Genomic DNA, 15,926 nt, shown 5'->3' on the forward strand with positions numbered 1-15,926 from the left:
ATGGCAAAGAATCAAATCATTTCGGTAAATTTTCAAGGAATTGAAATTGGAAAAATTGGATACGACGAAAACCAAAGAAAATCAACATTTCAATATAATCCTCAATTTTTAGAAAGCAATCAATTCAAGAAAATATTTCCATATGTTATTCGAAGAACTTCTAATGTACAGGTGTATTCAGAATTTGAAGGGGAAACTTTTCGTGGATTACCTCCTATGATTGCTGATTCGTTACCTGATTTTTTTGGAAATATAGTTTTTAAAGAGTGGCTAGAAGCTACTCAAAAAGAAATGAATTCTATTTCTCCATTAGAACAATTAACATACGTAGGAAAAAGAGGAATGGGAGCTTTAGAGTTTTCTCCAGCCAAAGAAATTAAATCAAATCAGAGTATTGATGTAGAAGAAATAACGGAAGTGGTAAAGAAAGTACTTGATTTAAAAACTTCAATAGAAGAAAAAGGATTAAGCGATATAGCATTACTAAATATTTTCAAAATTGGAACTTCAGCTGGTGGTGCACGACCTAAAATTTTAGTTTCTGAAAACAAAAATACAGGACATCTTATTCCTGGTGATTTAGAAACTTCGGATGATTACAATCATTATTTAATCAAACTTTCAGTAGATGAAGATCAAGGTTATTCGAAAGAAAAAATAGAATTTATTTATTATCAAATTGCGACTTCTATTGGAATTGAAATGATGCCTTCTAAATTGATTGATGATAAACATTTTGCAACATTACGTTTTGATCGTCAAAATGGACGAAAACAACATATTTTAACAGCTTCTGGAATGACAGGTTGGGATTTTAAAAAGCCTGAAAACTCCTCTTATGAAAATCTTTTTAAACTTGCATTTGATTTAAAACTTTCTCATAAAAATATTCAACAATTGTATAAAAGAATGGTTTTTAATCTTGTTTTCTCTAATATTGATGATCATTTAAAGAATTTTTCATTCGTTTATGATTTAGAAAAAGACCGTTGGAATTTATCTCCAGCTTATGATTTGACGTATCCTTTGGATGCTTTAAAGAATTATTTGAGAATTTCTAGAGCAATGTCGATAAATGGAAAACGAAATGATATTAATCGAGAAGATTTAATGAAAATTGCAGATTTATTTACAATAAAAGATGCAAACAGAATTATTGATGAAGTTGTAAACTCTACAAATCAATTTAGAATTCTTTGCCAAGAACAAAATATTCCAGATAAAGTGATTACAAAAATTGAGTCAGAGTTTTTGGAAGTTTAATTAAAAATCGTGTAAAACCAAATACAATTCGTTAAAAAGGCACTACCAAATTATATCTATTCTAATCATATTGCCATATTTCAAACCAAGGTGTTATTTTAAAGTTCTTTTTATTAATTACATTACATATTTCATGTTTAATATTGTTCTCATTAGAATGTGTTATGATAGCTATCTCTTTTGAATTTTCTAAATAATTCAAATTACAATTCGTATCGTAACCAAATTTATTCATTCCTATAAAAAAATCAGGTGAAGAATCATCTATAAAATCATTATCTGAGTCATAATTTTCATTTTTATTAATACTTAAATCCAATTCTATTAACATTGGTATTTTATCATTAAACTTCTTATACTTTTTTTTACTTTTAACTATTTTCCCAGTAATTATTTCTTCTAGTACTTCAGTATAAATATTATTATTATCTTCTGAAATTATTAATTCATCATGCTGAAATTCTAAAGTATTATAATCTATTTCATTATGAAAATAAATATTTTTATTTTCTAAATAATTAAAATCATTAATATCACATGTGTCTGTTTCTAATAAAGTGTTCAATTTTCCATTAGATTCATTATTATTTTGAATTGAATCATTAGCATTTGAAGATTCAATTAATTTTTTAGTTCTAATTACTTTATTACTGAAATAAATAAAGTCTGTTTGAGAAGTTTCACTAATAGGATAATAGCTTTCAGTTTTAATAACAGTTATTAATCTATCTTCTTCATCATAATAATATTTTTCGAAAATATTTTTCGAATCATTAAAATATGAGATAAGCTTATCATCTTCGTATGTTAATTTTATATTTTCCTCAATTAAATGAGGAAACAATTTATATGTTGGTATTACAAAATGTTGATGTCGATTAAAAAATATTTTTTTTTTCATTTTATCAAAAACTAATATTAAAATATGATGTTTACAATTTTTCTAAATATAAAAAATTTCAACATCACTTTAACGCATTTTAATTCTTTTTAATTTAAACTAAAATATTGTAATTTTAGAAATCTATTAAAACTTAAAATGACAACCCAACAATACTTAGAAAATTTAAACCGACTTTTTCAAACAGGAAATGCTCGAGAACATTCATACAGAGGAGATTTACAAACATTACTAGGGACTATTTTACCTGATATTTTAGTTACAAATGAACCTGCAAGAGTTGAATGTGGTGCTCCTGACTACGTTTTAACAAAAGGAAAAGCAAATATACCTATTGGCTATATCGAAGCTAAGGATATTGGTGTAAAGCTAGATTCAAAAACATTAAAAGAACAATTCGATAGATACCGTAATGGATTATCTAATCTTATTATTACAGATTATTTACAGTTTGATTTTTACAGAGATGGCGAAAAAACGACAAGCATAACAATTGCAGAAATTATTGATGGAAAAATAATTTCAAAACCTGAAAATTTTAATGTGTTTGAAAATCTAATTAAAGATTTTTCTCAAACCATTTCTCAAACGATTAAAAATCCTCAACGTTTAGCCGAATTATTAGCTGGTAAAGCACGTTTAATGGCAGATGTGATTGAGAAATCATTAGATGTTGATGACGAGCAAAATATTGCATCTGAACTGAAAAATCAGATGAATACTTTCAAGAGAATGTTGATTCACGACATCAACAATAAGTCTTTTTCTGATATATACGCACAGACAATTGCTTACGGAATGTTTGCTGCTCGATATAATGATCTAACTTTAGAAACCTTTTCTCGAATAGAAGCGGCTAATCTTATTCCTAAATCAAATCCTTTTTTACGCAAACTATTTCAAGATATTGCAGGGTTTGATTTAGATGATCGTTTAATTTGGATTGTAGAAGAATTGGTTTCAATTTTCTTAGCAACTGATGTAGCTAAAATCATGAAGAATTTTGGAAAATCTACAAAAATGGAAGATCCAATTATTCACTTCTACGAAACATTTTTATCAGAATATGATAGCAAATTGCGTAAAGCTCGTGGAGTTTGGTACACGCCACAACCAGTTGTTAATTTTATAGTACGCGCAGTAGATGATATTTTGAAAGATGAATTTGGTTTATCAAGAGGTTTAGCAGATACTTCAAAAACAACTATAAAAGTAAATACTCAAAACCCTGACAAACGATCGGCAACAGGTTACAAACAAGAAGAACGAGAAGTGCATCGTGTACAAATTTTAGACCCTGCAACAGGTACAGGTACATTTTTAGCCGAAACGGTAAAACACATCCATTCCAAATTTAAAGGAATGGAAGGTATGTGGCCAAAATATGTAAAAGAAGATTTAATACCCCGTCTTAATGGATTCGAGTTATTAATGGCTTCTTATGCAATGGCACATCTTAAAATGGATATGCTATTACAAGAAACGGGTTACAAAAGTACAGACGATCAACGTTTTCGTATTTTCTTAACCAATTCGTTAGAAGAAGCACATCCTGATTCAGGTACATTGTTTAGTTCTTGGCTTTCGGACGAAAGCACACAAGCCAATGTTGTAAAAAGCGATACACCTGTTATGGTAGTGATTGGTAATCCGCCTTATAGTGGAGAATCTGTTAATAAAGGTGAATGGATTATGAACCTGATGGAAGATTACAAAAAAGAACCTGGAGGAAAAGAAAAATTAAAAGAACGAAATCCCAAATGGATCAATGATGACTATGTGAAATTTATTCGATTTGCGCAATACTTTATCAATAAAAATGGAAATGGTGTAATGGCTTTTATTAATCCTCATGGTTTCTTAGATAATCCTACCTTTAGAGGAATGAGATGGAATTTATTAAATGAATTCGATAAAATATATACCATCGATTTACACGGAAATTCTAAAAAGAAAGAAACAACTCCTGATGGTTCTGTAGACCAAAACGTTTTTGATATTATGCAAGGAGTTTCTATTAATTTATTTGTAAAAACAGGTAATAAAAAAACTTCTGAATTAGGGAATGTTTTTCATTATGATTTATATGGTAAACGTGATTTAAAATATGATTTTTTAAATGATAATACTATTCATTCAATTGATTTTAATCTTTTAGAAAATATTGCACCTAATTATTTTATGGTGCAAAAAGATTTTGGCGCTCAAAGTATTTATGATAAAGGTTTTAAGATTAATGAATTATTTCCTTTAAATAACGTAGGTATGATTTCAGCAAGAGACTCATTTTCAATGCATAATTCAAAAAATAAATTAATTAATACAGTCGAAAAATTCTTAGCTATGGAAGATGAAGATGCAAGAATATTTTTTAATTTAGGTAAAGATGCAAGAGATTGGAAAGTCAGTTATGCAAAAAACGATTTGTCAAAAACATATCCTGAAAATGGTAGTTTTCAATTAATGTCATATAGACCTTTTGATACTAAATGGACATTTTATAATGGTAATTCCAAAGGTTTTCATTGTTATCCTCGTCCTGAAATAAACAAACATTTTTTTAAAAATAATATTGGACTTGTTTTTAGGAGACAACAACCTGAATCTAAAGATTTATACATCTTCATTACCGATAAACCTTTAGTAGATGGTTATATAAGATCTGACAATAAAGGAGGTGAAAGCACTGCCCCTCTTTATCTTTATAACGACACTACTCAAACAAATTTAGAAGAAACAACAGAACGTACACCAAATCTAAACATGGAGATTGTAAATGAAATAGTAAATAAATTAAGCTTAACATTTACAAATGAAAAAGAAACAGCAGAAGGTACTTTTGCACCAATAGATATTTTAGATTACATCTACGCTGTTTTACACTCGCCAAAATATAGAGAAACTTACAAAGAGTTCCTTAAAATCGATTTTCCTCGTGTACCTTACCCAACAGACCGAAAACAATTTTGGGAGCTTGTAGCGTTAGGAAAACAGATTAGAGAGATACATTTATTAGAATCTCCGAAAGTAGAAGATTTTATTTCTTCATATCCTGTTAATGGAACTAATATCGTAGGGAAACCAAAATATACAGAAGGTAAAGTTTTTATCAATGATATACAGTATTTCGACAACGTTCCTGAAGTTGCTTGGAATTTCTATATCGGAGGATATCAACCTGCTCAAAAATGGCTAAAAGATCGCAAAGACATAGAATTATCTTACGAAGATATTTTCCATTATAATAAAATCATCGTTGCGCTTACAGAAACAGATAGATTGATGAAAGAAATTGATAATGTTTTAGAAATTTAAGTTATGAAAATAAAATTTTTACAAGCAGGTAACGGAGACTCCTTTTTATTGTCATACAATGATGGCACTAAAAACCGAAATATATTAATAGACGGTGGTATTACAGATACTTATTATTCACAAAATACAGGTAATGAAGGAGATCTTAAAACTGAGTTAGATACTATAAAAAATAATGGTAAATCACTAGATCTTCTTATATTGACTCATATTGATAATGATCATATTTGTGGATTTTTAAAGTGGTTTGAAATAGATTCAGAAGCTCATAGTAATATTAAAAATGTTTGGTTTAATTCGGGTAAGTTAATTGCGGAATATTTCAATGAGCAAGAAAATGACGATTTGAAAATAGGATTAAAGATATTTTCAGATTCCCAAACAGGAGTTCATGAAGCAATAAAATTTGAGGATTATTTGATTGATAAGGAAATATGGGATAAGAAAATAATAATTCAGGGACAAGAGTATGAGGAATGTGGTATGAAAATTCAAATTCTTTCGCCCAACGAAACGCAATTGAAAAGACTTTTAAAGGAATATAAAGAAAAAACTGGTGATCCCGCATATACTGTTGGAAGGGGAAAAGATTGGAATAAAGATATCAAAGATTTTATTGAGGAAGAAAACAGACCCGATTTCAAATTTAATCAGGATAGTAGTGTCAAAAATGGAAGTTCTATCTCATTTATCCTGACTTTAAATGATAAGTTTTTTTTGTTTTTGGCTGATTCTCATCCCAAGGGTATAGTAACACAACTAAAAACACTCGGCTATAGTAAAGAAAATCCTTTAGAAGTTGAAGTAATGAAGGTCTCCCATCATGGTAGTAAATCAAACACTAATAAGGAACTATTAGAAATTGTAAAAACAGAGAATTATATTATCAGTACAGATAGTTCTGGACATAATCATCCCAATAAAAGGACATTAGCTCGAATACTAAATGTAAACCCAAATGCAATTTTTCACTTTAACTATGAGCATGTTCGAAATGAAGTGTTTTCTGCACAAGACAGACAAGATTTTCAAATAAAAGCCCGTATAACTAAAGAACTAAATTTTTAAGAAATGACATTAGATGAATTAAAACACTATACTGTTCGGGTAAATAATGGAAGTGGGTGTTTATTTCAACCGATATTAGATGAAAATAATTATACCTACATTTTGACAGCCAAGCACCTATTCGAAGATGTAAAGCAAGATATAAATGGTAATAATATTCCACATGTAATTCAAGATGGAACAAATATTTCTATTGTTAGACAAGTGAATGTTGATGGTCAATGGCAAAAGATTTCAATCCCATTTACTCTAGTGAGAGGAAAAACGTACTTCCCTCATAAAGATGCTGATGCAGCGATATTAAAAATAAATTATTTGTCTCCTCAATTTGATAGAATTGTTTCTATTGATGTTCCAAAAATAAATAATGGATTCTATCTAAATGGATTTCCAAATCAATTTGGAGGACAAGTTGGTGAAGAGTATACGACATATAGTATTAGAGAGATTGAAGCTTCAGGTAATTATTCTCAAAATGCTCAACTTACAAATCAAGTATTAAATAAGGAGCAAATTGAAGGAATGTCTGGTGGTGGGATTACATCAGTCCAAGAAGATCATATTTCTATTATAGGAATTCAAAGTAGAGTAAAACATCCGAATTGGGCTAATGGAAAAATATGCTTTGTTCCTATGAAATATTTTGCTGAGATAATCAATTATGAAGAGTATACCGCGTTATTAACTAAACTGTATCCTCCACACGTTGGAAAGTTTGATTTCCTTAAAGATGACGCATTTACGTTAAAAGTTGATGCTTGGGATGAAAACATAATTTCCTCAACTAGAATACACTTAAGGAATAAAGCTTTGAGTGTAATTCAGTCAGATGTAACTCCTATTGGTATAAAAGAATTGTTCAAAAAGAGGTTACTGATAGATGAAACTGAAGATCATTGTTTAGATACTAAAAATATATGGATAGCATGGCTGGAATTTCTCACAATAATGAATATAGTAAAGGAAGATAGTCTTAGCATACAACAATTAAGCGAAGTATTTGATAACATTAGATTTAAGTATTTAGATACTAATGATTGGACAGATTTAATACCTAACAAACTATCCAAATCGGATTATTTAGGCTTACAAACAGACTCAACTATAATTGTCAGTACTAGAATGCCACCAGAAAGACCATTTATAATTCCAAAAGGAAAAATAGTTGATATAGCTAGAGTATATGATAAAAGTGGTTTCAGGACAAATAAAGGAATTGACCCCTTTACTTCCTTCAATTTTGTCCATTTAGACTATTTTAAAAAGAAATGCATAATAGATAAAATGGCAACATATCAAAATTTAAGTGAACAAGAGTTTTTAACGCTACTAAAAAAAGAATACAATGAGTTATTTAACTGAAGAATTACAATCTGATATTAAGAATGAGTTCCCTGATATCATATTCGAATATAGTGAGATAAATTTTGGAGGAATCATTCCAACTTTCTTTATAAATATTAAAGACGAGAAAAATCTAACAAATAAATGGAAAGCTATTACCGAATTTATTGCTGTACATTTTCAATCATTGCTCAGAAATGAATTTAGTATATGGAATATTTATCTATTCTTCATTTTGGAACAAGAAATAAAAGATGATCTAAAATATATTATTGAAAACGACACATTTTCAAGCAGAAAAATTATTATATATCCTAAACAAGAAGTAGAATCAATCATTCAAGAACACATAAAGAATGATGATACAGAAATACATTCTATTATTGGTTTTGAAGAAACACCATTTCAACCAAATTCCAATGTTTGGAGTATATTGAATGAAATTAACTATAAAAAGAAAATTACTGATGATATTAAGAATGGACTTGATGAAATTATTCGCGAATTAAAAAAAGTAGAGAATGATGAAGTTTAAAAAAATAGAGATATCGGGTTTTAGAATATATGATGATCCTAAAGATGCAACATTTGACTTAACGACAGCGTCAGATAAACCTGCAGGTTTTATATCATTATATGCACCTAATGGATTTGGTAAAACATCGTTTTATGATGCAGTCGAATATGGGATAACAGGTTCTATAAATAGATTTTTCGTAGGCAAAAGAGAACTTGATAAATTGGCTAATTTTCAGAATCAAGAGAACGAATTATCTTTTATTAGAAATATAAAATCTCCACCAGAAAGAGAGACATATATAAATATTACTACAGATTCAGATAAAGAGTCCATTATCAGTAAGAAATTTAAAAAACATGGTAATCAAACTCATGATTTAAACTTCAAAATAAAACCTGAAGTCCATGAATTTCAAAAAGTAATATTATCTCAAGAATGGATAACCGCATTTTTAACTGAACAGGATGGTGAGTACCGTTATGAGAAGTTCATGGAAATACCTGAATTATCGAGTATCAACGAATATTATAACAAGCTTAAGCAAACCTATTCTGTTCATGACTCTAAAAAGAATAAACTTAAAGACAATATTGTAGAATTTGAGAAGAGTATTCAAAATATAGATTCTGAAAATTTACTTGACACTGTTAATAATCAAATTCAATTATTAGTAGAAAAATTTAAAGAACAGTCTCTTACATTTTTATCACTTGAAAGCACGAAAGAAGACATAAAGAGACTGAAAGATATTATCGCAAACAGAACTATTTCCAGTAATAATGAGTCTAAATTGATAAAATTATTGGAATATGTAGATGTATCAAAATCAGGCAATGATTCGATTATGGGAATTAAAGCCTACTTCACAATTCAAGATAGTAATCAAAGAAATCACAAGAGATTATTAGAAATACAACAGCTCATAGAGAGATTTGAAAGTTTTGAAAAAATAGGAATAGAAATAGATAATACAAAGAAATCGCAACAAAATTATATAGATGATAAAAATCGAGTAACCAAGTTGATTTTAGATTTTCTGGAATATGAGCGTATATTAAAAGAAATACAAGGAAAAATTAGAACAATATCGCAAAAGGAGATTAATACTGAGGATATTAATAAACAATTGGGTGAGCTAAATCGAACAGAAATAGAATTACGAAGTCAACTTGAAACGGTATTGAGACAATTGGAAGAATTGGCAACTAAAAAGGCTAAGATTCCTGAGCTAAAAGTAGAATTTGAAAATCTAAATAATTTAATTCAAAAAACAGGTAAGGAACTAAAAGACAAAAAGGGACAAGCTGATAAAAAGGAGAAAAAACAACGTGAATTAGAAAGTGCTATCACGAATTTACAACGAATAATCAAGGAAATAACGGATGGAGTATATCCTCAAATTTCTAATAGCGAAAATCAAGAGATAAGTGAATTAGTGCAAACATTAAAAGAAAGTGAGCAATTACTATCTAATGAAAACACAACATTAAAATCTCTTAATTCAACTCTTAAACAACAAGAAACATTAAATCAAACAATATCAGATTTTATAAAAGCAGGTCTATCTATAGTTAATGAACGTCAATCATCCTCCTGTCCATTGTGTGAAGAGAAATATGATTCTTATAGTGCTTTAGTTGAAAAAATCACTAATAATAAGGCATTAGATGAAACATTGAAAACACTTCTTGCTCAAAAAAGTAAGAGTGAACTACGCATTTCTGACTTAACTACAAATATAAAAGAAAGTAAGGAACAGCTTCTTGATATTTATAAAAAGCAATTAGATGGGCTATCCACTAAAAATCAAGAAGAAAGACAGTTGTTGGAAAGTCTAAGACTGAATATTAAAGATATTGAGTTTGAACTGAATATTTTAAAAGAGAAGAACGAAATCCAAAAACTTGACATAAAAGGATTGTCGTTTGAAATTTTTGAAAAACAAATTGATGAAAACTTAATAGAAGTTATTAAAGTAAGAGATATTGTTAAACCTAAACTCTCTGCAAATAAAGAAGCTATTGATAAGGTCAAGGAGCAGTTAGATTTCTTGAAAAACCAAATAGATTTACTTAAAAAAGAAAATGAAAGTCTAATTAACAATGAAAAATATGTGTCTGTAACAGGATGGTTTAATGAATATTTTCCAGGCAAAGAAATAAATAAAGAATTGTTGCTTCAAAGAGACTCTTCATTAACACAAAGTATTAGTCAATTTGCTATTCGACTGAAAGTGGCGGATGAAAAATATGACACTCTTAATCAAGAACTAACATCGTTTAAAAAAGAGAATTTGTTGCAAGAGAAGTTAGATTTAGGGAAATTGACTCATGAAAATGTTGCCAAACTTACTGCCTACCGTTACTTCCTAAAAGACAATTTGGATATTGATTTGTCTCAAATGAATGAAACGATTCTATCAAATATAATTGAAGAAAAGCAGACAAAATATAAAGCTGATTTAGAATATACACGATCTATACAATTGGAATTTCAAAAATTGGAAAAATTTAGTGAAAATGTTTGGCCGTTTCTACAATCCGAAAATGCTAAAATGAAACTTGTTGATGCAATGGAAGAACTTCACTTTTTAGAAAAGACAGTTGAGCCAGTAATAAAAACAGAATGTGATAATGCCAAAACTTATCTTGAAAATCGAATCAAAAACTTTTTCTACGAAGAATTGATCAATAAACTATACAGGAAAATAGATCCACACCCTGATTTTAAGTCAGTAAAATTTAAAGCAAACTTTGATTCTGATCATCCAAGATTGGATGTTTTTGTTGAAAATATTAAAAATGAAAATGTTTTAATTCCAAATCTATATTTTAGTACCGCTCAAATTAATATATTAAGCTTAAGTATCTTTTTAGCGTCAGCCTTGAATTCTAAAGAGTATGACTGTATATTTATTGATGATCCTATTCAATCTATGGATAGTGTAAATGTTTTATCTACTATTGACTTATTTAGAAGTTTAGTAGTAAATGAAGGGAAACAAATAATTTTGTCAACACACGATGAGAATTTTCATAACTTATTGATGAAGAAAATACCAATGGATTTGTTTGAATCAAAGTTTATAGAATTAGAAGCTTTTGGAAAAATCAAGAATTACCCCCCTAACTAACCCCCAATAAAAAAATAATCCCGATAAACAGTGTGTTTATCGGGATTTTAAGTGGTCCCACTTGGGCTCGAACCAAGGACTTGCTGATTATGAGTGGGTATTATGAAACTTTCAAAATGTTTCATTTTAATTCATACTAACTGATAATCAATATTTTATATAACTGAATTAATATATTAGATTTCATAATAATTACCTAAACAGTACAATTTGTTGTACTAATGTTGTACCGATAAAATTTAACGTATGAAATCAAGTATTAAAATTGTTTGCAAAAAGAACGCTTTAGCTGATGGTAAGTTTCCTATTTATTTAAGAGTAACTATTGATCGCAAATCAAAATTTTATAAAACACCCTATAGTTGTGATTTGAGAGAATGGAATGATGCCAAAGGAGAATTCAACTCAAAGAATAAAAACTATCTTCAATCGAATAGAATTTTAAATCAAATTAAAGATGATGCTTCTTTAATCTTAAATGAATTATTAGAAAATAAAAAATCATTTACTTTAATAGAATTTGATAATATTTATTGTCAAAATTCCAACCTAACCAATAATTTTATTGAGTTCCTAGAATCAAGAATTAAACAGCTCTATGATGCTAAACAAATTAGTTATAGCGATTCACATAATGACACTTTGAAATCTTTAAAGAAATTCAAAAGTAATATTAATAAATATTCATTTGATGATATCGATTATAGTTTTTTATTGAATTATGAAACTTTTCTAAGAAAGACTGGTTGTGAAGATGGAGGAATTGGGGTTTATATGAGGAACATACGCTCAACATATAACATTGCTATAAAATCTAAAGTTGCAAAGCAAGAACTATATCCATTCAGAGATTATAAAATCTCTTCTTTAAAATCTCAAAAAATTAAAAAAGCACTAACTAAGGAACAATTACAAAAACTTATTGATTTTGATATACAACAAATTCCATCAGCTACTAATGCGAGGTATTTATATTTATTTAGCTTTTTTGCAAGAGGTATGAATTTTACCGATTTAGCTGAATTAAAATGGGAAGATATTGAACATAGTAAATTCTCTTATAAAAGAAATAAAACAGGAATTAACATTCGAGTAAAAATACCTGAAAACCAAATTACAAACGAAATATTAAATTTCTACAAAGAATATCGCCCCTACCCTACAAATTATATTTTTCCAATTTTAAAGAAAAATATTCTTGAATATGAAGAAGAAGAATTATCAGGTAGAAAACATAATGTTAGAAGCTATTACAATAAACAACTAAAATTAATTTTTGAAAAATTAAATATTGATACTAAGATCAATTTCTATACAGCTAGACATACCTTTGCTACTATTTCTTTGAAAAATGGAGTACATGTTTCTAAAATCAAACAAGCTCTAGGACATCAATCCATAAAAACAACTGAAGCATATCTAGAAGATTTTAAAGACGCCGAAATTGATGAAGCTTTTGAGAATTTAATTTAATAAAAAATAAAATCTCTCCATTTTTAGTTGAAAATTTACAATTATTTTGGGTGTTGTAACTGATTTGGTGAGGAATATAAGGAATTAGTAAATAAATTTTGATATAATATACGTTATTAATAATTTTACACCATAATTCAATCATCAAGAGTTTCTTAATTATTAGGAATACCAACCGAGCTTTTACTAGACACGGTGGTTTAGAATGAGGGCAAATCTGCCAAAAAAATAAGGTTAAATCCACTATTCATTCTCTTGCGATGATTTGTAATTGATTAAATTATAAATTTTGCAATATGATACAAGCACATTTTAGTACAGAAAAAACGAATGTACAAACACAAGGAAGCACTTACAATGAAGATTTTGGAGAAGCCTATATTTCTGATTTTAAAAAATTAGCCATCATTAATTATTTTTATATTTACATCGATTATACCATCACTTATGTGTATCGAATCACATCTGATAACTACTTACAGTTAATCGATATCGATCAATTTAATAATAATTTTAAACGTAGAATTGTTGCACAGTATAAGTATGACAATAATTTGTCGTTTATAGAAAATCTAAAAACAATAATAACCGAATTTATACACTCTAGAGGTATGTTTGACGGTCAAATTACACAATTTGAATCTGATATTATTTCTGATGAACTTTATCATCAAATACAGCAAAGCATTGAAGATAAAATGATTGACAATACAAAAAGTGAATTACTGGATTATATGCACGAGGTAGGTCTAGATCCTGTTGTCCACGACTCAGAAAAAGGTCTTTTTATTAGTAAATGTGTAAATTCTGTAAATCACCCTATTTTTATAGTAATTACATCAGAAAAGGAAGAATGGACTTGCGGATATTGTCATAAAAAAGGAGGCCTTACAGAATTAAAAGAATGGATTGAATTTAAAAACTCTAAAAATTAATTGAATTAAACTAAAAAATTATTCAACCATTCACAAATTAAGATCATGAAACAGTACAGATATTGTACATAATTGATGTTTAATCAAGATTTTTTAACATGAAATAGATAAAAGTAGTTGAATTACTCTGGGTGTTGTAACTGATTTGGTGAGGCATAAGAGGAATTAAAAAAACTATAAACTATTTTGATAATTTAAATATAATCAATAATATTATATCATAATTCAATCATCAAGAGTACATAAGGTACACCAACCGAGTTTAACAAACCACGGTGGTAAAGCGATGAGGGCTGTTCAGTCAAAAAATTGTCACTCTCTAAATTCTTAATGATTGATACTGTTTAATAAAGTAAAGTATCAAAAAATGGAAAATTTAACTGAAAAATTTGAAAAAAACTTGATTTCACTTTCAGATCAAGAAGTAATTAACTCCTTCAATAAAGAGGTGGGTAATACTGGATGGGTAGCTGCACGAGCTCACTTTCTAAAAGCATTAATTAATCAATTCGAATCAAGAGAAATTGACTATTCAATCATTAAAAATGAAAATACAATTTCTTTCGCGAAAAAGGTTTTTCTAAAAGAAAAAAAACTACACTATTAAAAAACATGAGCCGATTAGCATAAATAATCGGCTCATGTTTTATAATTTATGACACTATCCTATAAAGTGTGTAAGTTAAAAAGTTGGGCTTAGATTTTATAATCTGAGCCTTTTTTCAAAAATAAGCATAAATTGGTTAAGAACAATACCCCAATTATGAATAGGCATTGTCCATTTTTTAGTTGATTCCTTGAGTGCTAAATAAACAGACTTCAATACCGCATCGTCAGTAGGAAAAGACATTTTGTTTTTGGTATATTTTCTGATTTTTCCGTTCAGATTTTCGATTAAATTAGTCGTATAAATGATTTTACGGATTTCCATTGGGAAGTCAAAAAATACGGTTAGTTCGTCCCAGTTGTTTCTCCAGGATTGGATTGCGTAAAGATATTTCCCTTCCCATTTTGTGGCAAAATCTTCTAAAGCGGCTTTGGCAGCGTCTTTGTTGGGTGCAGTATAAATATGTTTCATATCGGCAGAAAACTCTTTTCTGTCTTTCCAAACCACGTATTTACAAGCGTTTCTAATCTGATGAACCACACAGATTTGGGTTTGAGATTCAGGAAAAACCGATCGGATGGTGTCTGTAAATCCGTTCAAATTATCAGTAGCAGTAATCAAAATATCTTCTACGCCACGAGCTTTTAAATCCGTGAGAACGCTCATCCAAAAGCTGGAGCTTTCGTTCTTTCCAAGCCACATTCCGAGGACTTCTTTTTTACCTTCACGGTTGAGTCCAACAGCTAAATAAATGGTTTTGTTGATGACTTTTGAGTTCTCGCGAACCTTAAAAACAATCCCATCCATCCAAACAATTAGATAAACATCGTCTAAGGGTCGATTCTGCCAAGCTACAACTTCACTGGCTACTGCGTTTGTTATTCTGGAAATTGTCGAAGTGGAAACATCAAAATCATACATTTCTTTAATCTGCTCTTCAATGTCCGAAACGCTCATTCCTTTGGCATAAAACGAGATAATGATGTTTTCTAAACCATCGATGATGTTGTGCCTTTTGGGAACTAATGCAGGCTCAAAACTACCTTCACGATCTCTTGGAACTTTAATCTCGGATTCACCGAATGAGGATTTTATCTTTTTGGTTCCATGTCCGTTTCGATAATTACCATCGATGCTTTTATCATGTTTTTCGTTGTCCAGATGGCTATCCAGTTCTGCATCAAGCATGTGTTCTACGGCCTTCTTGTGGAGTGCTTTGAAGAAAGATGTTAAATCTTCACCATTCTTAAAGGACTTGAAAAAATCCTTGTTGTTTAATAAATCTTCTTTGTTAGTCATAACTGTATAATGTTTAAAAATAATAAAAAGTTATTTCCAATAAATCTTTTGAGCATTAAAGGCTCAAA

Annotated in this window: 11 protein-coding genes and 2 riboswitches; of the genes, 9 read left to right on the forward strand and 2 right to left on the reverse strand. The window is 28.9% G+C overall.

The genetic code is table 11. The features are described from left to right. Entirely contained in the window at positions 1-1,263 is a 1,263-nt protein-coding gene (locus BM072_RS08310) for a type II toxin-antitoxin system HipA family toxin (RefSeq protein WP_092908196.1), read from the forward strand. Between the two features lie 61 nt (positions 1,264-1,324). Here the strand turns inward: BM072_RS08310 and BM072_RS08315 are convergent, their stop codons facing one another. Further along, positions 1,325-2,164, reverse strand: coding sequence for a hypothetical protein (locus tag BM072_RS08315; RefSeq protein ID WP_092908197.1), 840 nt, complete (start codon positions 2,162-2,164; stop codon positions 1,325-1,327). A gap of 138 nt (positions 2,165-2,302) precedes the next feature. On the opposite strand from BM072_RS08315, the gene BM072_RS08320 reads away from it, so the two are divergent. The 8 genes from BM072_RS08320 (at position 2,303) to BM072_RS08355 (ending at position 14,559) form a co-directional block, all read left to right on the forward strand. Further along, positions 2,303-5,479 (forward strand): type ISP restriction/modification enzyme, encoded by a 3,177-nt coding sequence (locus tag BM072_RS08320; RefSeq protein WP_092908198.1) that lies wholly within the window; start codon positions 2,303-2,305, stop codon positions 5,477-5,479. A gap of 3 nt (positions 5,480-5,482) precedes the next feature. Next, positions 5,483-6,547: a ComEC/Rec2 family competence protein gene (locus BM072_RS08325; RefSeq protein ID WP_092908199.1), complete on the forward strand. Its 1,065-nt coding sequence runs from the start codon at positions 5,483-5,485 to the stop codon at positions 6,545-6,547. 3 nt (positions 6,548-6,550) lie between these two features. Next, positions 6,551-7,909, forward strand: a complete 1,359-nt coding sequence (locus BM072_RS08330) for an ABC-three component system protein (protein ID WP_092908200.1) — start codon at positions 6,551-6,553, stop codon at positions 7,907-7,909. Next, positions 7,893-8,426, forward strand: a complete 534-nt coding sequence (locus BM072_RS08335) for an ABC-three component system middle component 1 (RefSeq protein ID WP_092908201.1) — start codon at positions 7,893-7,895, stop codon at positions 8,424-8,426. Before BM072_RS08330 ends, BM072_RS08335 begins: the two co-directional genes overlap by 17 nt. Then, entirely contained in the window at positions 8,413-11,544 is a 3,132-nt protein-coding gene (locus BM072_RS08340; protein WP_092908202.1) for a hypothetical protein, read from the forward strand. The genes BM072_RS08335 and BM072_RS08340 overlap by 14 nt, the downstream gene beginning before the upstream one ends. Positions 11,545-11,790: 246 nt before the next feature. After that, entirely contained in the window at positions 11,791-13,017 is a 1,227-nt protein-coding gene (locus tag BM072_RS08345; RefSeq protein ID WP_092908203.1) for a site-specific integrase, read from the forward strand. 136 nt (positions 13,018-13,153) lie between these two features. Then, positions 13,154-13,255, forward strand: a riboswitch (SAM-I-IV-variant riboswitch). Between the two features lie 58 nt (positions 13,256-13,313). Then, entirely contained in the window at positions 13,314-13,952 is a 639-nt protein-coding gene (locus tag BM072_RS08350; protein ID WP_092908204.1) for a hypothetical protein, read from the forward strand. A gap of 224 nt (positions 13,953-14,176) precedes the next feature. Next, a riboswitch (SAM-I-IV-variant riboswitch) is annotated at positions 14,177-14,271 on the forward strand. 48 nt (positions 14,272-14,319) lie between these two features. Next, positions 14,320-14,559: a hypothetical protein gene (locus BM072_RS08355; RefSeq protein ID WP_092908205.1), complete on the forward strand. Its 240-nt coding sequence runs from the start codon at positions 14,320-14,322 to the stop codon at positions 14,557-14,559. A gap of 96 nt (positions 14,560-14,655) precedes the next feature. On the opposite strand, the gene BM072_RS08360 is transcribed toward BM072_RS08355, so the two are convergent. Beyond that, positions 14,656-15,858 carry an IS256 family transposase gene (locus BM072_RS08360; RefSeq protein ID WP_092908206.1) on the reverse strand — a complete coding sequence of 401 codons (1,203 nt, stop codon included), beginning with the start codon at positions 15,856-15,858 and terminating at the stop codon, positions 14,656-14,658. Positions 15,859-15,926 lie beyond the last annotated feature (68 nt).

The organism is Algoriella xinjiangensis, from assembly GCF_900115015.1.
In the GTDB taxonomy this organism is placed as follows: domain Bacteria; phylum Bacteroidota; class Bacteroidia; order Flavobacteriales; family Weeksellaceae; genus Empedobacter; species Empedobacter xinjiangensis.

What these genes read in the sequence shown, in the direction of transcription:
- BM072_RS08310 (WP_092908196.1), top strand. Translation starts at nt 1, where the DNA reads ATGGCAAAGAATCAAATCATTTCGGTAAATTTTCAAGGAATTGAAATT.
- BM072_RS08315 (WP_092908197.1), bottom strand. Translation starts at nt 2,164, where the DNA reads ATGAAAAAAAAAATATTTTTTAATCGACATCAACATTTTGTAATACCA.
- BM072_RS08320 (WP_092908198.1), top strand. Translation starts at nt 2,303, where the DNA reads ATGACAACCCAACAATACTTAGAAAATTTAAACCGACTTTTTCAAACA.
- BM072_RS08325 (WP_092908199.1), top strand. Translation starts at nt 5,483, where the DNA reads ATGAAAATAAAATTTTTACAAGCAGGTAACGGAGACTCCTTTTTATTG.
- BM072_RS08330 (WP_092908200.1), top strand. Translation starts at nt 6,551, where the DNA reads ATGACATTAGATGAATTAAAACACTATACTGTTCGGGTAAATAATGGA.
- BM072_RS08335 (WP_092908201.1), top strand. Translation starts at nt 7,893, where the DNA reads ATGAGTTATTTAACTGAAGAATTACAATCTGATATTAAGAATGAGTTC.
- BM072_RS08340 (WP_092908202.1), top strand. Translation starts at nt 8,413, where the DNA reads ATGATGAAGTTTAAAAAAATAGAGATATCGGGTTTTAGAATATATGAT.
- BM072_RS08345 (WP_092908203.1), top strand. Translation starts at nt 11,791, where the DNA reads ATGAAATCAAGTATTAAAATTGTTTGCAAAAAGAACGCTTTAGCTGAT.
- BM072_RS08350 (WP_092908204.1), top strand. Translation starts at nt 13,314, where the DNA reads ATGATACAAGCACATTTTAGTACAGAAAAAACGAATGTACAAACACAA.
- BM072_RS08355 (WP_092908205.1), top strand. Translation starts at nt 14,320, where the DNA reads ATGGAAAATTTAACTGAAAAATTTGAAAAAAACTTGATTTCACTTTCA.
- BM072_RS08360 (WP_092908206.1), bottom strand. Translation starts at nt 15,858, where the DNA reads ATGACTAACAAAGAAGATTTATTAAACAACAAGGATTTTTTCAAGTCC.